This is a genomic window from Aquimarina intermedia, from assembly GCF_008124785.1.
Taxonomy (GTDB): Bacteria; Bacteroidota; Bacteroidia; order Flavobacteriales; family Flavobacteriaceae; genus Aquimarina; species Aquimarina intermedia.
Map to the genome: position 1 here is coordinate 405,040 of NZ_VNHU01000002.1, position 20,678 is coordinate 425,717.

At 37.6% G+C, this 20,678-nt stretch carries 19 protein-coding genes; 13 read left to right on the top strand and 6 right to left on the bottom strand.

Features of this window, described 5'->3' with window-relative positions; genetic code table 11:
* Positions 1-9: 9 nt before the first annotated feature.
* The 3 genes from BD809_RS04450 to BD809_RS04460 are packed head-to-tail and all read right to left on the bottom strand — an operon-like array spanning position 10 to position 7,854.
* Positions 10-3,549 (bottom strand): DUF6443 domain-containing protein, encoded by a 3,540-nt coding sequence (locus tag BD809_RS04450; protein ID WP_148781738.1) that lies wholly within the window; start codon positions 3,547-3,549, stop codon positions 10-12.
* Between the two features lie 19 nt (positions 3,550-3,568).
* Complete coding sequence (locus BD809_RS04455; protein WP_148781739.1) at positions 3,569-5,701, bottom strand: PKD domain-containing protein; 2,133 nt, start codon at positions 5,699-5,701, stop codon at positions 3,569-3,571.
* A gap of 29 nt (positions 5,702-5,730) precedes the next feature.
* The gene (locus BD809_RS04460) at positions 5,731-7,854 is read right to left on the bottom strand and encodes a hypothetical protein (protein WP_148781740.1); all 2,124 of its coding nucleotides are present in this window, start codon (positions 7,852-7,854) and stop codon (positions 5,731-5,733) included.
* A gap of 487 nt (positions 7,855-8,341) precedes the next feature.
* Between BD809_RS04460 and serS the strand changes: the two genes are divergently transcribed.
* The 6 genes from serS to mgtE all read left to right on the top strand — a co-directional run bounded on the left by serS (position 8,342) and on the right by mgtE (position 15,356).
* Positions 8,342-9,613 carry a serine--tRNA ligase gene (serS, locus tag BD809_RS04465; protein ID WP_148781741.1) on the top strand — a complete coding sequence of 424 codons (1,272 nt, stop codon included), beginning with the start codon at positions 8,342-8,344 and terminating at the stop codon, positions 9,611-9,613.
* A 151-nt stretch (positions 9,614-9,764) separates the two neighbouring features.
* On the top strand, positions 9,765-10,127 hold the full coding sequence (locus BD809_RS04470) for an endonuclease domain-containing protein (protein ID WP_211356692.1): 363 nt from the start codon (positions 9,765-9,767) through the stop codon (positions 10,125-10,127).
* 435 nt (positions 10,128-10,562) lie between these two features.
* The gene (locus BD809_RS04475; RefSeq protein WP_148781742.1) at positions 10,563-12,353 is read left to right on the top strand and encodes a tetratricopeptide repeat protein; all 1,791 of its coding nucleotides are present in this window, start codon (positions 10,563-10,565) and stop codon (positions 12,351-12,353) included.
* 292 nt (positions 12,354-12,645) lie between these two features.
* Positions 12,646-12,963, top strand: a complete 318-nt coding sequence (locus BD809_RS04480; protein WP_148781743.1) for a DUF4286 family protein — start codon at positions 12,646-12,648, stop codon at positions 12,961-12,963.
* A gap of 25 nt (positions 12,964-12,988) precedes the next feature.
* Positions 12,989-13,864: a 16S rRNA (adenine(1518)-N(6)/adenine(1519)-N(6))-dimethyltransferase RsmA gene (gene rsmA, locus BD809_RS04485; RefSeq protein ID WP_148781744.1), complete on the top strand. Its 876-nt coding sequence runs from the start codon at positions 12,989-12,991 to the stop codon at positions 13,862-13,864.
* A 136-nt stretch (positions 13,865-14,000) separates the two neighbouring features.
* Positions 14,001-15,356, top strand: coding sequence for a magnesium transporter (gene mgtE, locus BD809_RS04490; protein ID WP_148781745.1), 1,356 nt, complete (start codon positions 14,001-14,003; stop codon positions 15,354-15,356).
* 177 nt (positions 15,357-15,533) lie between these two features.
* Here the strand turns inward: mgtE and BD809_RS04495 are convergent, their stop codons facing one another.
* Positions 15,534-15,713, bottom strand: coding sequence for a hypothetical protein (locus tag BD809_RS04495; protein ID WP_148781746.1), 180 nt, complete (start codon positions 15,711-15,713; stop codon positions 15,534-15,536).
* Positions 15,714-15,768: 55 nt separating this feature from the next.
* Between BD809_RS04495 and BD809_RS04500 the strand changes: the two genes are divergently transcribed.
* Together BD809_RS04500 and BD809_RS04505 are read left to right on the top strand one after the other, a co-directional pair.
* Positions 15,769-16,158 carry an acyl-CoA thioesterase gene (locus BD809_RS04500; RefSeq protein ID WP_148781747.1) on the top strand — a complete coding sequence of 130 codons (390 nt, stop codon included), beginning with the start codon at positions 15,769-15,771 and terminating at the stop codon, positions 16,156-16,158.
* 13 nt (positions 16,159-16,171) lie between these two features.
* Positions 16,172-16,537, top strand: coding sequence for a cupin domain-containing protein (locus tag BD809_RS04505; protein ID WP_148781748.1), 366 nt, complete (start codon positions 16,172-16,174; stop codon positions 16,535-16,537).
* 138 nt (positions 16,538-16,675) lie between these two features.
* Here the strand turns inward: BD809_RS04505 and BD809_RS04510 are convergent, their stop codons facing one another.
* Positions 16,676-17,128 carry an SRPBCC family protein gene (locus BD809_RS04510; RefSeq protein WP_148781749.1) on the bottom strand — a complete coding sequence of 151 codons (453 nt, stop codon included), beginning with the start codon at positions 17,126-17,128 and terminating at the stop codon, positions 16,676-16,678.
* Positions 17,129-17,213: 85 nt separating this feature from the next.
* Here BD809_RS04510 and BD809_RS04515 point away from each other — a divergent pair, with 85 nt between their 5' ends.
* From BD809_RS04515 to BD809_RS04535, 5 genes are all read left to right on the top strand, one after another.
* Positions 17,214-17,618 (top strand): winged helix-turn-helix transcriptional regulator, encoded by a 405-nt coding sequence (locus BD809_RS04515; protein ID WP_148781750.1) that lies wholly within the window; start codon positions 17,214-17,216, stop codon positions 17,616-17,618.
* An 82-nt stretch (positions 17,619-17,700) separates the two neighbouring features.
* Positions 17,701-18,642: a 2-hydroxyacid dehydrogenase gene (locus BD809_RS04520; RefSeq protein WP_148781751.1), complete on the top strand. Its 942-nt coding sequence runs from the start codon at positions 17,701-17,703 to the stop codon at positions 18,640-18,642.
* Positions 18,636-19,265: an HD domain-containing protein gene (locus tag BD809_RS04525; RefSeq protein WP_148781752.1), complete on the top strand. Its 630-nt coding sequence runs from the start codon at positions 18,636-18,638 to the stop codon at positions 19,263-19,265. Before BD809_RS04520 ends, BD809_RS04525 begins: the two co-directional genes overlap by 7 nt.
* Before the next feature lie 31 nt (positions 19,266-19,296).
* Positions 19,297-19,755: a DUF1801 domain-containing protein gene (locus BD809_RS04530; protein ID WP_148781753.1), complete on the top strand. Its 459-nt coding sequence runs from the start codon at positions 19,297-19,299 to the stop codon at positions 19,753-19,755.
* A gap of 19 nt (positions 19,756-19,774) precedes the next feature.
* Positions 19,775-20,161 (top strand): VOC family protein, encoded by a 387-nt coding sequence (locus BD809_RS04535; protein ID WP_148781754.1) that lies wholly within the window; start codon positions 19,775-19,777, stop codon positions 20,159-20,161.
* Positions 20,162-20,212: 51 nt separating this feature from the next.
* Here the strand turns inward: BD809_RS04535 and BD809_RS04540 are convergent, their stop codons facing one another.
* Entirely contained in the window at positions 20,213-20,602 is a 390-nt protein-coding gene (locus BD809_RS04540) for a DUF805 domain-containing protein (RefSeq protein ID WP_148781755.1), read from the bottom strand.
* Between the last annotated feature and the right edge of the window lie 76 nt (positions 20,603-20,678).

Below are 20,678 nucleotides of genomic sequence, written 5' to 3' on the forward strand. Positions count from 1 at the left end.
TATTGATTATTATTTAGGGACACCTGTTACATTCAACCAAAATTTTGCAAATGAATCTCCTTTAGCCCTATCGCTTGCCGATTGAAGTCTTTCACCATGTGATCTTGAATCTGTATTTCTTTGGTTTCTCATAGTAAAATTTTTATAAATATATGCATTTCTTTGATCCCCAGAGCTCGAATATGACTTATTCAAATTATTAGAATTAGTAACTCCGTCCTCTTCTTTACCATTATTTATTACCATTTCTGTAGCTGGTCCAACTGGACCTGTAGCATTAGCTATTGTTTCAGTAGCAGCATCCTGAACTAATTGTTCGGATACTCCATTTTCTGCAAATTCCATTGTTAACTTTACCCCTACTAGAATATCACTAATAACCCCTGCATTCTTGGCAATATTTTTTGAAGTTTTGGTGTCAATAGAATTACTTGAGGTTTCAACGATATCAGCTGCATCATCATTAAATACGGGCTCAACATCTTCTTTAAATAATGAAGCTATTTTATGCGCTGCCGAATTTAATTTTTGATTTATTTGATTTATCTCACTTTCAACTGCTCGAGCTATTCCTGTGCCTATACCGCTTATTGGATTATTATCACAGCAAGTTCCTTCTTTCACAAATGGTTTCATCCCATCAGGATCGATAAATCGTAATGGATTATCAAAAGCATAGTTATAAGGTGAGTGCCGACGCATTTGTTCTGCCAGTGGATCCAGATTCATCCATCTTCCTAATTCTGGATTATAATTTCTAGCAGAGAAGTCCAACCATCCTAAACCAAGTTCGTCCTGTTCTTCCTTCCTATTAAATCCATACCTATGTGGAATTCCTGATATCGCAGAGCTAGGGTGATCTACGCCAAGTTGTTGTTGCATTCCAAAGGGATAATAATGCTTCTCTTCTCTGATCTCATGTCCCAGATCCCCATCTCCATCAACGTCTACGTTATTTCTAAGTAGGTCAATCATACCGTCCCTATCCTTGTCTGAATACGATAATCGGATATTCCCTAAATGATCTTTGTACTGATAGATATAGTCATACCCGCCCAGTGCGTTGGGTTCAATATAGCCTTCGGGTTGATTAAAAAACTGCAAGGTGTCTCTTTCATAAATATAATTCCCAGCATATTCAGTTGTTAAAGAACTTCCCTCGGTACTGATCTTTTTTAGTTTAGCTCCGGTGGCATCGTAAATATAACTAATATTTCCGGTATGAGCAGCACTGTTTACAGTAACGGTTTCGGGTAAATTTAAATGATTATAGGTAATACCGGTAATCCCTTTATTGGCATCACTAGTCATATTCCCATTAGCATCATATGCGTAGTCATCTCCTGTACTATTGCCATCTTTAAATCCAAAGGTCGTGTTTCCGCTATCGGTAACCGCCAGTAGTTTATTACCTGTATCATAGCGATAGTTTAGGTAATCCATCGCTCCAAAGAGGGTCGCCTCTGTATTGAGATGCCCTTTTCTGTGAAGGGACAGGATATTGCCCATGGTATCATAGGTAAGATTGCTCAGGTCATAGTTACCGCTACTGCTGTTGGCTGCGGTGATACGATTGAGCGGATCATACTGGTAGCCATAAGCGCGCGTGATCTGATCACTTGCCGTTTGCCAAAGGGTCTCGCTGATGTTTCCATTGTAGAGCGCAGTGGCTCCCAGAGTGGTTTGTGTTGGGGTATTATAATTAATCCCAAAACCAAAAAGGTCATTGCCGAGGCTATTGGCATTATTAATGCCGGTAAGCCAGCCGCGTATGTTATAGCGGTAATCGACTTCTTGCAGGCCTTTTGTAGGTTGTAGACTGTCATAGATGCCACCCACATATTTCTTTTGCAATTGTCCCAGTGCCTCATAGGTAGTGTAGGCGATCTGTTCTACGGTACCGCCATCGAGTTGTTGGTTGTGACTCAGCAATCTTCCCATATGATCGTATGTAAAAGAATCGATGGTTACTATAGCAGCATTGCTGCCTTTGGTATGGGTGGTTTTACTTTTTTCTACCTTCCCTACAAAATCCAGCTTATTTTCTATGACATCGGTAGCCTCTAAATACTCATTCTGACTGGCGATATAAATGGGTCGTGCTTTTTTATCGTAATACGTTACGGTAGTGGTCCAAAAAGAGGTGCCTAATACTTTGACCCGGCTTCCTGTAGCGAGTGTCTTCGTGCGATCGCTTACGGGCTGGCCATAGACACTTACGGGTGGTGCAAAAGGAGCTGTCGGAGTAGGTCCTAAAAAGTCATAATTGTCATAGTAATTCACCGTCAGGACTTCACCGCTTTGTACTTTGGGATAGCCACCATCGTCATAATAGAGGGTGGTACCGCCAACAAGTGCCGGGGCTGCACGTGATACCCATAAAGGCTGGCTGTATGCATTGGCTTCGGTCTGGATTTCTTTTCTGGTTTTATTGGGAATAGTGAGTTTCCCGGTAAAGGCGACTCTGCCAAAGGCATCATACTTCGTAAACAACCAGGCAGATCCTGCCCTTAGTAATGTATCCTGAGTTAAGATGGGTTGGTCGAGCTTGCTATAGACGATATACTCCCATCCCTTGCCAGGAATCTTTTTCTCGATTAGGCGGTTTCGGTAATCGTAATGGTACTGGTAACAGAGCTCGGATAATTCTGTGGCACTTACACCATCACTTGTGGTAACTTTGGGTGGAATGACATAAGTAAGATTTCCAAAAACATCATATACATAATAGGTATCAAGGGTTTGAGAGGTGCTACCGGTTGCTAATGGTGAGGAAGCGTCAAAGGTTCTTTTTAAAACGACTCTCCCCTGCTTGTCTTTAAATTCTTCGGTGGTATGAAGCTGCCCATCGGTGGGCGTCCAGTTTTCATCTTTCGTGATGGTAATATGTAATTCGCTTGACCCATAAAATCCTGCTTTTATAAGTGTCGGCACCTCTGTGTTACTTGTATCCAAGAACTGTACTTTAAAACGTATAATACTGTCTGAAACTTTATTGGTCTTCCAATCAAATTTGATGGTATGATCGCTATCACTGGCAGGATTGGCTTTCCAGGCGGCTCCCGGAGCCCCTTGTTCTAAGACTCTATTCAGTGGTGAGGGTTCAAAAATACTTTCTGAATAAGCATTCACTTCCGCTGGATTTGTAATCCCCGGAAAATCCTCGGGATAGGTATTTAAGTAATAGCTGTTAATATCGTTGTTGATATTCACCGTTTTATAACTACCTGCCGGAGTGCTTGAAACAAAGGGCAGGTATTGCTTGTCTTGTCTGCCATAGCTGTCGTAAGGTATATGCGTTACGATATCTCTTTCATTTGAAGAACCTTTGATAGCGATTTGCTGCTTGGCTCTGCCCAGTCCGTCATAGTAGGTAATGCTTTCTATGACTTCTGTGACTACACCAAAGCATTGTGTTACTTCTAATTCTGCTTTAGTTACTCCTTGTTGTGGTACGATAGTATGTACATAGTTTTTATCAGTCAAATCTACTTGCCCCGAAAGGTGCAAGGATAAAGCTAAGAAACAATATAATATATAATTTTTCATTTTTGGGTTTTAAAATTGTTTACCAAGGGGTTGCTGGATCGTCGCCACCTTGTGGGATATTCACAATAACAGGCATAGCTTTTAAGACGCTTTGACCGGTCTTATCATCACGAATGGTTGCTGTAATTTCGTACTCTCCGTTGGTGTTAGTAGAAAACGTAAAGGATGTCCCAGTACTATTTGAGGTGGTCACATTGGAGGTAGGACTTATTTGTCTAATTGTCCATTGTACTGGAGCTATAGTACCTGAACCACCAGTTGTTGATAGCATAAAGGTTATACTTCTAACAGTCTCATTTATGTTACCACTTACCGGCGATGCTGAAACATACATAGGATTGTATACATATACCTTAGCTGTACCATTATCTAAAACGGAGTGACTCGTTATCTTTAAATCTATGACTTTAAAGCGTACCGTATAGGTACCTGTAGTACTGAATTTATATGAAAAAGTAGTTCCGGAGGCACTTTGTTTTACATTATTAATATACCATTCGTAGCTGCGACTTCCAGAGCCTCCTGATATTCCTGAGGTAGTAAAACTAACGGTAGCTCCTTTTACTATATGCCGTTTGAAAACAGTAACTATAGGTGCCGTTAAAGGTGCATATGAGTAAACAACCACTGTATTACTTTGAACAAACTTGCCTGTTATTTTGTCTATAATTTTAACAAAAACTGCATGTGTTCCTTGGGTGGTATTGGTATAGTTATAAGTACCCTGATCCGTCTGTTTAGTACCATTACGATACCAATCGTATCTAAAATCCCCCGAACCACCAACAACGCCAGATAATGTAAAAGGTACACTAGATCCATTTAAAACATTATTGCTGTTTACCGCAAGGGTAGGTTGAGTTAAAGGAGGATACTTAACATCAACTAGCTGTTTTTTGGTTACTGATTTATTTGCCTCCTTATCATAAATTGATACTTTAACCGTGTATGTCCCCTCGGTTTGAAAAGTTTTATTGAATGTAGCATTTGTACCACAACTTTCTTGAAGATCATTTACATACCAAGTATATACCAAATTAGACGATGTTACTGTACTTGATGTTACTGCAGAAAAAGAGATGCCTTTTCCCGGAGTGATACCCTCTGGACTATTTACATGTATTGATAGATTAAAAGTAGAGGTCGTTTCTCCCTGATAATTATAATTTATCTTTTTAAGTACCTGCCTATACTCATCCAGCACATAACGTAATCGATTAAAATCATCATATTCATAATAATGAATAGTTCCATTGGAGTCCGTCATGCTGGTAACGCCAATGTGTGGGTCGTAGGTAGAAGACACGACTTGGGATGATGAAAAATAAGGGTCTTCTCGTAATTCCTGCAATAAATTACGTAATGTTTCTTCTGTTGTTTTAGAATTCTCGGTGTTAGAGATATTTTTTATTGAATCGATTCGATTAAGAACAGATAACGGCATCGTATCATAACTCGCATTGTCTATTTTGGCAATTGGCAAAGTGTTTTTATATCCCCAGATAAAAATACTATGAGGACTATTTGCTTTTGAAAATTCTAAAGGATTGCCCAAAGAATCGTATTTGTGGTATATTAGACGGTTTTCTAATAGATCCGTCCCTTTAGCACTTTTAATTATCTCTGGCATAACAATTCCATTGTTCAAAACCTTGTACTTTGTTCTGTGAGAAAATGTCTTCTCTGAAGCATCAATACTCAGGTTCTTATTTTGATCTGTATAATTTTCTATGAGCCCTGGTTTTGCCAGTATATTAGCATTGATTAAAATAGTGTTATTCTCATCTGTAGGATATACTAAATGCTGAAACTTAGTGCCTCCAAGAGAATCAATAGACTTAATCTCTGAAGGGTAGTCTAAAAGGGGTTTATAATCATAGATGGTGGTACTTTTAATTTCACGACCATTATGATAGTTTGCTTGCTCCTCCTTTGTCTTATGAAAAAATTCAGAACGATGGAATATAGTTTCTTGCTGGAAATCATAGGTTCGTATAGTTACATCAGGAACACATCCAGAGAAGATATGATATCTAAATTCATGTTGTTGTGCTCTAAAACCGATAGCCAGCATATTATTGCTTAATGCATCATTGAGTGAATAAGGGTATTCTATCGTTTTTTCGAGCTTATTTTCATGAACTTTTATCAACGCATCATTTTCGTTTTTGAAATCTTCTTCTAAATGCTTTCGAAAGCGCCAACCTTTAACATCCTTGTAGGTAAAAAGAGCCCACTTCCAGAACCTCCTCCACTAAAATATTGCACTTGTTTTCCATTGCGATCATTGCCATTACTCAAAATCTCAACTCTACTATAAAAGACTGAATTTCCCTGAAAACTGGAAAAAGGTAAGTTACTGGAAGCATGTATGGTGGTGAATTTACAATTTTTGCAACCAGTATAAATCTGAGTAGCTCTCAAATAGGATTGATTACTTAATAGACCGCTACTTTTACCATCTTTTTTAAGATATTTATATCCTTTATAAATGGAGTCCTGCGCAGTGCTATAATCAACACTACTGGCAATTCGTATGCCTCCGATTGGGGAAAATAAAATAGTTCCTAGTGGCTTTCTCGCCACATAATTGATAAAAGCATATGCTCTGGCGCGTGTATTACTAGTGGAAGTGGTATTCAAGGTGATTGTAACTTTTGGATCACCTACACCGGTATAGGAAAAAATCCCTAAGCCATGTTCTTCTTTTTTAGCCACTTCATTCGGATTTGAATTAGACCCTTCCCCTCCTTGTTCTAAGGATACAAATAGATCGCGGTTATTTTGAGTTGAAGAATAATTATTTATACCTCCTGAAACTGCAACAGAAGCTTCAATAAGACCATTATTGCCATAACATCCGGCAAATAGTTGAACCGAAAATACATTAATATCCGAGGGTATGGCCACGGTACGTTCTAAGAAATTTGATATCTCTGAATAATCATCTGAGTCTAGCTCAATCATAATTGAAGCATCAAACTCAGGCGGAGAATCATCGGTGCCATTATCTATATTTGAGGTCTCAAATGGTACTTGATTCTGTTCATAATTGATCTTGGTATAGCCTTTGGTTGGATCCACTATTTTATTTAAAGCTCCAATACGAGCATGTTTAAAAGAAATAGAACGATCTCCTTCCAATAGACCCTTGTTGTTCTTCCCGTTATAAAACCCCCAATGATCTTGAGACCGGTAATCTAATACTTCCGGAAGTGTTCCATAATATTCAAAATTAAAATAAGGCAATATAGAATTACCTTTGGATTTTGTGATAGCTTGTAGTGTCTTTTTTGCTGAGGGAATTGTATTTGAATATTTATAATTAAACTGACTTATTGTATCACTAAGGGTGTTTAGAAGTTCTACTTTTTCTAACATAGATCCGTTGCTATCTGTTTTATTGAAAAAGCGTAATTCTCCATCGGGAAAAACTATCTTTTTTAGTAGCTTAGGCTGTGTAAGAGCATCAGATTGATCACTTGTGATTGAAGGATTTGCAAGTCCCTCACACGAAGATCCCGATCTAGTGGTTTTTGTCTCACGATAGCCGGTTTTGTGGTAAGTATAGTTATCATAAAAAAAAGAAATTTCCTTTGACGAGTTCGGGAATCGTATCTTACTAAGGTACCAATTCGATGTATAATTAATTAGGGATGTTGACATACTGCCTTCCTGAGTAGTATATTCAATATCTTCAAATTCATATATTATACCTAAGTCATTGTCAACAGTGATTTTTCCTGAGAAATTATTATCGAAAGTTACTTTATAGTTTTTCTGTGGCATAAAAACCGGTATTGCTCTAGCATTTAGATAAAAGGATCCCTCTGTATCTCCTGCTTTTATCATAAATTTATCCGGTTCGGTATCCCATTGACCATTGGCAGCATTTCTAAACAGTTGCTCTATCAAATTATTAGAAAGTTGTTGCTTGTAAAAAGGTTCTACATACTCAAATCCAATGCCACTAGGGGTATTCATATCTTGACCGATATAACCAAAGGAGGCTGATTCATCGGGTTTACCGTTGATTTGTCTGGTGATAAGTCCAGTTCCATTCAATGTCCAACCCAAGCCTACTGATCCAACATCCTCTTCGGTCACAAGACCTGAGTAGTTGTAGGATAAGGAGATTGGATATTCAAAATCTCCCACCTTGATGGTATAAATCGGAACAGAATAATCAATTTTTCCTGCAGCTAGGTTAACAGGAATATCTCCATATTTCATCAAGTTTGCTACTTCGGGGGCTACCGGATAAATATCTGGAAATGATAAGGAAGTCTCTTCCTGACTACTCATTTTAAAAAAATGAAATAGTAAAAGAATGAGTAATATTCTTATACGATATATTTAAGTTGGACGTTAATTTATCTTACAAACATAAAGTTAAAATTTTATTAAAAAGACTCAGGTGCTAGGGGGAATTTCCCCCTTATGTTTGATTTTTCGATGAAATGTCTAGTACTTTGGATGAACTGCTCAAAGCATACCAAGTGTTTTTTTAATATTTTACTATTTCACTATTGATTGCAGTAGTTTATTTCACATTTTTGGATAGTACCGAAGATTTGAGAATTCATTTATAATCATTTTATATGCGATATTATCTTTTTCTTTTTGGTTTCTTAAACCCCCACTTTTCTTTACATTTGCTTTTTTCATCGCGATAGGGATAGCAACAGCATCCTTTTTATGATATGATTTGGGCTATTTAGCTACTTATCTGTCCTAAAAAGATACCGTGGATAGCCCGGCATACCCGGTATGATCGCCCAAAAATTATAGCATGTTACTAGTACAGAATATCATAACACATAAAGAGGCTTACATAAAGGGGTTAGCTAAACGTAACTTTGATGCAGCTCCTGTATTTGATCAGATCATTGCATTGGATGAAAAACGTCGTGCTACTCAGGCACAATTAGATAACACTTTAGCTGATTCAAATAAATTATCTAAGGAGATCGGTATTTTATTTAAAAACGGAGAACAACAAAAAGCGAACTTACTCAAAGAAAAAACTTCTCAGCTTAAAGAGTCTTCCAAAGAACTGGCGGTAACGCTGCAAAAAACTCAGGACGAATTAGTACAGTTGTTGTATACGATACCAAATGTCCCGCATGCGTCTGTACCCGACGGACAAACCGAAGCGGATAATGAGGAGGTTTTTACCGCCGGAGAAGTGCCAAAACTAGCAGAGGGTGCTTTACCCCACTGGGAATTAGCAAAAAAATATGATATCATTGATTTTGAATTGGGGGTTAAGATTACAGGTGCGGGATTTCCGGTATATAAAGGGAAAGGTGCCCGTTTACAACGCGCGTTAATTAACTATTTTTTAGATAAGAATATTGCTGCAGGCTACAAAGAAGTACAGGTTCCGCATTTGGTAAATGAGTTGTCGGGGTATGGCACAGGTCAGTTACCGGATAAAGAAGGTCAAATGTATCACGTTACCGGAGATGACCTATATCTTATTCCGACTGCTGAAGTACCTATTACGAACATTTTTAGAGATGAATTGTTACAGGCAGCTGATTTACCGATTCAATATACAGGATATACACCGTGTTTTCGTCGTGAAGCCGGATCGTACGGCGCGCATGTACGTGGACTCAACCGTTTACATCAATTTGATAAGGTTGAAATTGTACGTGTCGAAAAACCGGAGCATTCCTATGAAGCCCTTGAAGGCATGATGGAACATATAAAAGAAATTTTGAACGAATTACAATTACCGTACCGCGTACTCCGTTTATGCGGAGGAGATACAGGGTTTGTTGCCGCCCTTACGTATGATTTTGAAGTGTTTTCAACCGCTCAGGATCGTTGGTTAGAAATCAGTTCTGTATCCAACTTTGAATCCTATCAGGCAAATCGCTTAAAATTACGTTTTAAAGATGCTGAAGGTAAAAATCAATTGGCACACACGCTTAACGGAAGCTCTTTGGCATTACCTCGAGTACTCGCCGGAATTTTAGAAAATTACCAAACTGAGAAAGGCATTAAGATTCCTGAGGTGCTCGTACCATATTGCGGATTTGATTATATTGACTAAGGGGAGTAAGAAAACATCCACCCCTTGTTTTACGCTTCAGCTCGGCTATAGTAACTGTTATGTCGTCTTTTAAGGAAAGGAATAGTTTTGAAAAGCCTGGCTTCTCAGCCGGGTTAGGGAGATGTATAATACATTTCTAGCAATGTAAGCCATGCCAATACATAATATTTTGCCATATACACCAGAAGCAAGAGCATTGTCAAAAATACTCCGATCCAATATGACGTCTTGCGAAATGCTTTTATGGAAACGGATACGTAAAGGACAACTTCACGTTTTATTCTTTCGACAATTTCCAATACTAGATTATGTTGTGGACTTTTATGCAAAAGAGATCGGTCTTGCTATTGAGGTTGACGGAACCTCACATGACCATATGTTAGAAGATAGTCACCGGCAACAGAGAATTGAAAAGTTAGGAGTTCAATTTATTCGGTTTACTAATAAAGAAATATTAGAAAACCTTGATGGCGTAGTAGATGAGCTAACAGATATGATAAATAACTATTCCTAAACAAACATCAGAAATATAACATCTATCCCATTTCCTGCGCTCCAGCTCGGCTATAGTAAATGATATCTCGTCTTCAAAGGAAGGAAATAGTATTGAAAAGCCCCGATTCTCAGCGGGGTTGGGGAGATGTAAAACAATATTATCCAGTCAACTAGGTGATACACTATTTTTTCAACGCTAGCTCAGTTTAACTTATTTTAACCAAATCAAATGGAAATAACACATCCATCCCATTTCCTACGCTCCAGCTCGCCCATAGCTTTCGCTATGTCGTCTTCAAAGGAAGGGAACTGAATAGTTCTAATAATATAAATTCATATATTATTTGAAAGCCCCGATTCTCAGCCAAGTTGGGAGATGTATCTGTATTTATTCAAACGGAAGAGTTTGCCTCCTCCCTACTTTGTTCTATCTTTACATAAAACCTTTTGTCGTATGCACCGTGTGATTTTTTGTTTACTGTTTTTACTCAGCTCGATCATTTGGGGCCAGTCAGAGCAATTGGCTAAAAACTATCTGCAACAAGGCGAGTATGAAAAGGCACTGAGCATTTACAAGCAATTATATCAACAAAACTCTTCGAGAATCACCTATGTGTTAGGTCTTGTAGAATCTCATCAACAACTCGAACAATTCGATGCGGCTGAAAAACTCATTCGCACCACCATAGCGCGTTCTCAAAATCCATCACAACTTTATGTCGAATTAGGCCATCACTTTGAGATGCAACACCGTATAGAAGAAGCTAACAAATTATACGATCAAGCCCTAGACGTTTCTAATTACCAAAATATAAATCGCGTATATACACTGGCTCAAACCTTTGAGAAATATAGCCTTTTGAACCGAGCGGCAATCACCTACGAAAAAGGCATGGCGGCTAATCCGGGTGCTAACTTTAACATTCAACTGGCTAAAATATATGGAGAGCAAGGGCAGTTAGAAAAAATGTTTAACAGCTACCTTACCCTCATTCAATTGCAGCCAAATTACCGCAATATTGTACGGCGCAATTTCAGTGCATATATTACAGAGGATTCAACTAATGAAGCTAATCAGGTTTTTAGAAAATTACTGATTAAGAAATTACAGCAAAATCCCGATATTATTTATAATGAAATGCTGAGTTGGTTATTTGTGCAGCAAAAGGAATTTAAAAAAGCTTTTGCACAAGAAAAAGCCATATTTAAACGCAAAGATGAAGGATTACAGGGAATTATTGACTTAGCACGCATCGCTATTGCCGAAAAAGATATCAAATCAGCAACTACAATTCTCGATTATATCTTAGATAATCCGGCTGCATCAAGCGATTTAAAACTTACTGCCCATAAAATTATTCTAAAATCAAAAATTGACGGGGCTACAACATCCGAATACAATGACATTGATAAACAATATACTTCGGTTTTTGAGACCTATGGTAAAGGTCGAGAAACTATAGGATTGCAGATTGACTATGCACATTTTATGGCTTTTTATCAAGATGAAAAAGTAAAAGCTTTTAAATTTTTAAAAGATTTATTAGAAACTGAGCGCCTGTCCAGATTTCAAACCTCTCGTATAAAAATGGAAATGGCAGATATTTTAATCCTGGATCAAAAGTTTAATCAGGCTTTAATCTATTACACCCAAGTTCAAAACGCGTTAAAAAATAATTTCTTAGCTCAGGATGCGCGTTTCAAAGTAGCACAGACGAGTTATTATAAAGGAGATTTCAAATGGGCACAAACGCAATTAGATGTTTTAAAATCTTCTACCTCTCAACTTATTGCTAACGATGCCATGGAACTCAGCTTAATTATAAGTGACAATTCCCTCGAGGATTCTACCCAAACCGCCCTGAAAATTTTTGCCAAAGCTGATCTGTTACGCTATCAAAATAAAACGGAAGCTGCTATTGCGATGTACGAAAAAATCCTGACAGATCACAAAGGAGAAAAAATAGAAGACGAAGCTTTTATGCGTCAGGCGCAATTGTTCGAAAAGACATCACAATATGATAAAGCAAAAACAAACTATCTTAAAATTATAGAGTTTTATGGTGATGATATTCTGGCAGATGATGCCCTGTATGCATTAGCGAACCTATATGTCGAAGTATATAACGAACCGGATAAAGCCAAAGAACTTTATGAAAAACTTATCTTTAATCACGCCGATAGTATCTTTTTTGTAGATGCTCGTAAAAAATATCGTGAACTACGAGGTGATGCAATAAAATAGTCAGATACCAAAGTGGAACAGAAAATTTGAGAATTATAACAAGCTTTGAATATTCTATTGAATATTCCTTGCCCTTTTAAGGGAAAGGTAGCTGAACAAATTGAAGTAGGAAAGGGTGTTTTTTTGAATACTGAATCTAAAATGTAAAAGTGCTGAATATTTTTATCAATTCCTCACGAACCTTTTCTGACTTATTAGTGAGACCAGGTTAACCCGTCGCGAACGCAGAGAATTTATGTATCTTTGCCTCAATTCGTCAAGTTTTACTTCAAATGTTTCTAAAATACAAATAATGCACATTTATAATGTTACTATAAATATTGAAGAATCCATACAAGAAGCCTGGTTAGCTTGGATGCAGGATACGCACATTCCTGAAATGTTGGCTACCGGAAAATTTCAGAATGCTTTAATGACCAAAGTGTTGGTCGAAGAAGATATGGGAGGCATTACTTACTCAGTTCAATATACTACGGTAGATAAAGACGCTTTACAGCGCTACTATACCGAAGATGCCGAACGCTTGCGAGCTACAACAAATCGTTTTGCCGGAAAAATGGTGGCCTTCAGAACGGAGCTAGAAATCATTAATCAGCAAACCAAACCATAAGGTTAGCGCCCCAGTTGAACGACGTATGAGCAAAAAACAAGCTTCTAATAAGAATAGAAAATTTACTAAAACCGAAAAAAGATCTTCTTCAAAAACAGCCGTAACTGCCAAAAAGCATCTAGGGCAACACTTTTTAGAAGATGAGGAGATCGCTGAAGCCATTGGAAACACCCTTACCCTTTCGGGATACACTAATTGTATCGAAATTGGGCCGGGCATGGGAGTGCTTACAAAGTATTTATTGCAAAAAGACATGCATATAATTGTCATGGATCTGGACACAGAATCTGTTGAGTACCTCAATACCTCATTTGCTTTAGAGTTTGCCAAATACATTTCGGGTAAAAATTCCTTTCAGGTTATTGAAGCAGATTTTCTCAAATATGATTTGGACTTACTTTTTTCAGGAGAAGAATTCGCAATTACCGGAAACTTCCCGTATAATATCTCAAGCCAAATTGTGTTTAGAACTCTTGCTAATAAAGAACGTATTCCTGAGTTTACAGGCATGTTCCAAAAGGAAGTTGCACAGCGAATTTGTGCCGGTCCCGGCAGTAAAACCTACGGAATTCTATCTGTGCTCACGCAAGCCTTTTATGATGCAGAATATTTATTTACGGTACCTCCTACCGTTTTTAATCCTCCCCCAAAAGTAGACAGTGGTGTGCTGCGCTTGCGACGTAAGGATGATTTTACACTACCTTGTGATGAAAAATTGCTATATACCGTTGTAAAAACAGCGTTTAATCAGCGTCGTAAAACACTAAGGAACAGCCTAAAAAGTATTCTTCCGGAACAAATTGATACTACTGAGTCTTTATTCTCAAAACGACCTGAGCAATTGGAAGTTTCGGAGTTTATAACCTTGACACAAGCGGTAGAGAAACATCAAAAAAACTAGCTAAATTGTCTGTTTAATTTTTCATTCTAAAAATGATTTTAAGGCACAGCACAAGGGTTTAACACAATCTTAAAACCTTAATCATTACTTTGATTATCTTTGTGTGCATTTTAATTCACCACTCAAACACACGTCTATGCAATTTCAGATTACGCAAGAGCTTATTGATAACGTCGAACTTCTTATAGAAGAAAAAAATGACGCCCAATTAAAGCATTTGCTTGACGAAATTCACTTTGCCGATCTTGCAGAGATTGTAGACGAGTTAAATCTCTACGAAGCAACCTATCTGATTAAATTATTAGATAGTGAAAAAACATCAGAAACGTTGATGGAGCTCGAAGAAGACGTGCGCGAACGTATTCTTGATAAACTTTCTGCCAAAGAAATTGCCGAGGAATTAGAAGAAATGGATACCGATGATGCTGCCGATATTATCTCGGAGTTACCAGAGGATCGTGTAGAGAATGTTATTGCCCAAATTGAGGACAACCAACACGCAGATAATATCGTAGAGCTTTTGGCCTACGGAGAGGATACTGCGGGGGGACTTATGGCAAAGGAATTGGTACGTGTCAAAGAAACCTGGACCGTAGCAGGTTGTGTTCGTGAGATGCGACGACAGGCAGAAAACGTCACAAGGGTGCATTCGATCTATGTTATCGATAAAGAAGGAAAACTAAAGGGTAGGCTATCCTTAAAAGATTTACTAACAGCCTCCACCAAAACACATATCAGCGAAGTTTATATTCCTAAAGTAGACTATGTAACTGTAGATACTGAAGGGGACGAAGTTGCCCGAATCATGCAAAAATATGATTTAGAAGCAATTCCTGTAATTGATAATAATGGTGTACTCGTAGGTAGAATTACTATTGACGATATTGTAGACTATATTAAAGAAGAAGCCGAAAAAGATTATCAAATGGCTGCAGGTATCTCGCAAGATGTAGAAGCTGATGACAGCATCTGGCAACTCACTCGTGCAAGGTTACCTTGGTTAATCTTAGGGCTGCTTGGTGGATTAGGCAGTGTTTTTATCATGGAAAGTTTTGAAGAAATTATGGTAAATCCTGCCTATAGAACGTTATTTTTCTATACACCACTAATTGCCGCCATGGCTGGTAATGTTGGGGTACAATCATCAGCTATCATTGTACAAGGTCTAGCTAATAATAATGTCAAAGGAAGCATACTCCAACGGCTTTTAAAAGAAATAGGCTTGAGTTTGATCAACGGCCTTGCATTGGCAGCAATTATTATAATTTTCGGCCTCATAATGGGACAAGAGTTTACGTTTAGCATTACCATTGCCTTAGCCCTTATGAGTGTCATCATTGTAGCCGCGCTGGTAGGTACCTTTGTGCCTATAATTTTGGATAAACGAGGCATAGATCCGGCGATCGCAACAGGACCTTTTATCACAACCAGCAACGATATTTTTGGTATTTTTCTTTTCTTCTATATTGCAAAAATGATGTTAGGATTTTAGGCGGACTGCAAGCACCGGGCTTTACACTATAGTTTACCAGACCTCCCAAAAAAGTCTGTAAAAGCTGTCGTTTCAATCCCTGTCCGAAAAACGAAAAAACCGAATTATTCATTAATTTAATAATCAAACAATCCGGTTCTTCTAAATTAGTTAACTAACTGTGTAAACTACCATTATCTAACATGTATACACCTGAGGGCAACCGATGTATTGACTACAATAAGCAGGGCCCGTCACTGATCCATCGCAAGAACAACCACATTTAGAAAGGTCTACTCCGGCACCCCCGGTAATAAATCGTTGACCTTCTCTGGATAATACTTTTGCTCCTTTGATACTTAAAAAATTAGTTTTCATGTGTGATATTATTTAAGGTTAATTAGTTAAATTTAAAGAAAAAATTGCACACTACATGACACAACCATTTGAAATTGAAATTATTGTACCTACCTCTGCAATAGATGATATGAATCACGTTAACAACGTGGTCTATTTGCGATGGATACAAGATGTCGCTCAACAACATTGGCAACATAAAACAGACCTTAGTATGAGAGAACACTTTGTCTGGGTGGTCATGAATCATTATATAGAATACCACGCACCTGCATTTGCAGAGCAACGCCTAAAACTAAAAACCTGGATTGACCATCATCAAGGCGCCAAAAGTGAACGAAGAACAGAAATAATTAATGTTGAAACAAATCAACTAGTAGTAACAGCCAAAACTAACTGGTGCTTATTGCAAACCAAAAATCTACGTCCAACGAGAATCACAGAAGAAATAAGCAACTTATTCTAAAAAACCCAGCACTATGCAAGTAATTAATATTAATGAGAAATTTTCGAAATTTTCACAGCAATGGCATCCGCATCGTATCGCCACTGTAGATGATAATCATGTTTTTTTGGCTAGACTATGCGGAGATTTTGTTTGGCACACTCATGAGAATGAGGATGAGCTTTTTCATGTAATCAGTGGCACATTGATCATGCAATTCAGAGATAAGACTGTCGAGGTGCAGCCGGGAGAGATTATCGTGGTGCCAAAAGGAGTGGAACATTGCCCTACAACAAAAAACAATGAAGAGGTGCGCGTATTACTTTTTGAAAAAGCCAGCACAAAGCATACCGGCGAATTACAAACTGAGCGCACTGTTACCAACTACGTGGATATATAAACAAACTAATACCTTAGCCTAAAGAATATATCCTTGTGATACTTATAAATTTTCTATGAAATTTTATTTATCATCCTAGAAGTATGGAAGTAATTTTCTGCGACGGTTTAGAGCGTATATTTGAAACAATAACTCAAACTACTTAACATACGGCTCTCCCTGTCCTGTCTCAAGATATCTTTTTAAGCTATCCATAATGTAAAAGTCCCATCCTCTGGAACATATGTCATAGCAAACTCCATCGGGAGTTAACCCCTCATGCTCCAGTGTGAGATGAACCTTATTACCGTTATTACCGATGGTCCAATACAGCATCGTACCCATCCATTCCTCATCCATGCCTTCCACATGGTGATCCTGCTGCGAATCCACACATTGCCAAGTTATCTGTTCAAAAGGGATCAACTCTACAACTTTAAAACTCCAAAACGAATCCGTGCCAAATGACACTTTAAAGACTTTACCTTCCTCATCGGGATTGGTATCACACGTACCCCACCAATCCTCAATATTTTTCGTAAGGGACTTAAATACTTTTTTTCTATGTGAACGCAACGGTACAGAGCATGTATAATGCTGTATTGTTTTCATAATAAAACCGATTTTATAATTAAACCAGTTGTAAATTACATAAACATCTAGTATTTTGCAAAAAAATATTTTGAACACTATGCAAATGTCAAAATTCCAATGTCCTCAATATTTGGCTCTCAGTATTTTTGGAGATAAGTGGACGCTTTTAATTATTAGAGATATGCTCATTGAAGGAAAACGTTATTTCAGAGAGTTTTTGCAGTCCGAAGAAAAAATAGCCTCCAACATCTTAGCTAGCAGGCTCAAATTCTTAGAAAAAGAAGGCATTATCCACAAGAAAAAAGATCCGGATCATAAGCAAAAAATAATCTACTTGCTTACTCCTAAAGGCATAGATTTGCTACCAATTCTTTTAGAAAATGCCAGATGGAGCCTCAAATATATGCCAGTAGCCAAAGAAGAGGCCAAAAAAGCTAAAGCCTTTCTTTCTATCTCCTCAGAAAAAATGAAATCTGTCCTAAGGGAATTAAGTGATATACACCATTAATGAAGTAACCATAGGCAATTCTTTTACATACTCATTATGATGTTTTATTCCGTATTTTTGAAATACAAACACGCATTAAAACATGAAAATACTGCACCTGGATAGCAATCACCCTTTGCTCATTACTCAGCTCAACGAGTTGGGTTTTCAAAATGATGAAGAGTATACCGCATCAAAAACAGAGATCGAACATATAATAGCAAACTATGACGGTATTGTGATACGCAGTCGATTTGATATTGACGCCAGTTTTTTAGATAAGGCAACGAATCTAAAATTTATAGCGCGTGTAGGTGCCGGTCTGGAGAGTATTGACGTGGCGTATGCAAAAACTAAAGGAGTCAAACTTTTTTCGGCCCCCGAGGGCAACCGGAATGCAGTAGGCGAACATACGCTAGGAATGATCCTGTCTCTATTTAATAAATTTTTAGGAGCAGATCAGGAAATTAGACAGGGGCAATGGAATCGTGAAAAAAATCGCGGAATCGAACTTGACGGCAAAACTGTGGCTATTATCGGATATGGTAATATGGGACGGGCTTTTGCCAGAAAACTTAGAGGCTTTGATGTCGAAGTAATTTGTTATGACATTAAGGATGATATCGAGGACAGTAATGCTACGCAAGTGGAGCTTGAGGAATTATTTGCAAAAACTGATGTACTTAGCCTCCATACGCCCTGGACACCACTAACAGATAAGATGATTAATTCTCAGTTTATTTCAAAATTCAAAAAACCTTTTTGGTTGATCAACACCGCACGAGGCAAAAGCGTAGTAACCAAAGATCTTGTGGCAGCCCTTAAATCGGGCAAAATCTTAGGCGCAGGCCTCGATGTTCTGGAATATGAAAAATTATCCTTTGAGACACTCTTTACCGAATCAAAGAAAATGCCCACCGCGCTGAATGAATTATTACAATTAAAAAATGTTATCTTAAGCCCTCATATAGCGGGCTGGACCGTCGAATCCAAAGAAAAACTTTCACTAACCATCGTCAATAAAATAAAGGCATCATTTTGTTAGAAGAAATTTTTATACAATTAGTTTCAAAGTATCGCTCTAACAGGAAAGCGAACACGGCTTTATGGGAAAATATTGCAAAAAAATATAATTCAAAATTGCGTTATTATCACAATATTCGTCACTTAGAACAAATTAACAGTCAGTTGCTATTAGTAAAAGACAAAATAAACAATTGGGATGTGGTTTTGTTTTCATTATTCTACCATGATTATGTATATAGTGTGCTTATCACCAATAACGAAGGAAAAAGTGCCCGGGAAGCCGTTAAAGTTATGACAGAGCTCGACGTCGCAAACAAAGATATTAAAGCCTGTAGAGCAATGATTTTGGCTACCAAAGGACACTATGTGTCCGAAACGAGTGATGTTAATTATTTTACCGATGCCGACCTCTCTATTTTAGGGCAACCTTGGGAACGCTATGATACGTATCGTAAAAACGTACGGAAGGAATATAATATATATCCCAATAGTGTGTACAATAAAGGACGTGTCAAAGTATTAAATGAGCTTGCCAATATGCCTCGACTGTATAAAATGGAACCTTTCTTTTCTATGTATGAAACACAAGCAAAAGAAAACATGAGGAAAGAAATCGAACTACTGTCTAACAGTTTACCGTAAGTAACTATATTCATGATAACTCTCGATTGATATGAAATATAAATCAGATTCTCCTGAAGCGTATATTGATCTCTTACCAAAAGAACGTCAAGCACCCATGCAAAAATTAAGACAAACTATAAAGGATGCACTTCCTATCGGTTTTGAAGAAGTCATGAGTTATAATATGATTGGATTTGTAGTCCCTCATTCAATCTATCCGGACGGATATCATTGCAATACCGAATTACCGCTTCCTTTTATCAATATTGCTTCACAAAAAAACTTTATTGCATTATATCATAATGCTATGTATGCAGATCCAATTTTACACGATTGGTTTATAAAAGAATATCCAAAGCATGTAAAAACTAAACTGGACATGGGTAAAAGTTGTGTTCGCTTCAAAAAACCGGAAACCATTCCATACGATCTAATACAAGAGTTATGTTCAAAAATTACTCCAAGCGAATGGATTTCATTGTATGAAAAAGCTATAAAAAAGAAATAATCATTTACAATAAACAGCTATGAAAAAACGAGTCACAGGTATAGGCGGTTTCTTTTTTAAAACCAAAGATCCAAAAGCAACCAAAGCATGGTATGGTAAACACTTAGGGTTACCTGTAGATGAATATGGAGCCTCCTTTTGGTGGAAAGACGATAAGGGTAACGATTGTTCAACAAATTGGAGTCCTTTCGATAAAGACACTTCTTATTTCGAACCAAGTCAGAAAGAATTCATGATGAATTTTAGAGTTGAAAATTTGGTCGAGCTTCTGGAAACCTTAAAAAAAGAGGGGGTAATGGTGGTTGGTAAAATTGAAGAATATGACTACGGGAAATTTGGTTGGATACTCGATCCTGAAGGCAATAAAATAGAACTCTGGGAGCCTGTTGACAGTGCTTTTAAATAAAAAAAGACTGTTCGATTGCACGAACAGTCCTTTTATATTTTTTTAAAAAAATTACGCCGGATCCGGTAAACTTTTAGGATCAGGACCATACTGATTGTCTCCCTGATCTCCTTCAGTAGCATAAAGTACTAACAACCAAATAGACCCGATAAAAGGAATCAAACCTATTAACAGCATCCATCCGCTTTTTCCGGTGTCATGTAAGCGTCTTACGGTTACAGCTAGCGACGGAATTAAAGCCAGCAAAGCATATACCATATAGCAACCCATAAACAAAAGGGATAATGCCTGTATATCCATAGCTGCAAAAACCCCTGCCAGTATTGCCAAACCAAAAACAATAAGACAGTTAAATAAGCAAAACATCCAATATTCTGTTCTGCGGGCTCTTCCTTCAAAATTTGCGAAATTTTCTTTAATTACTTTTAAATACCAATTCATAAAGTTAATGGTTAAGATTAGACCTCTCAAATATATAAAAAATTAACATCATGTTAACTTTTAAAAAATCGTATGA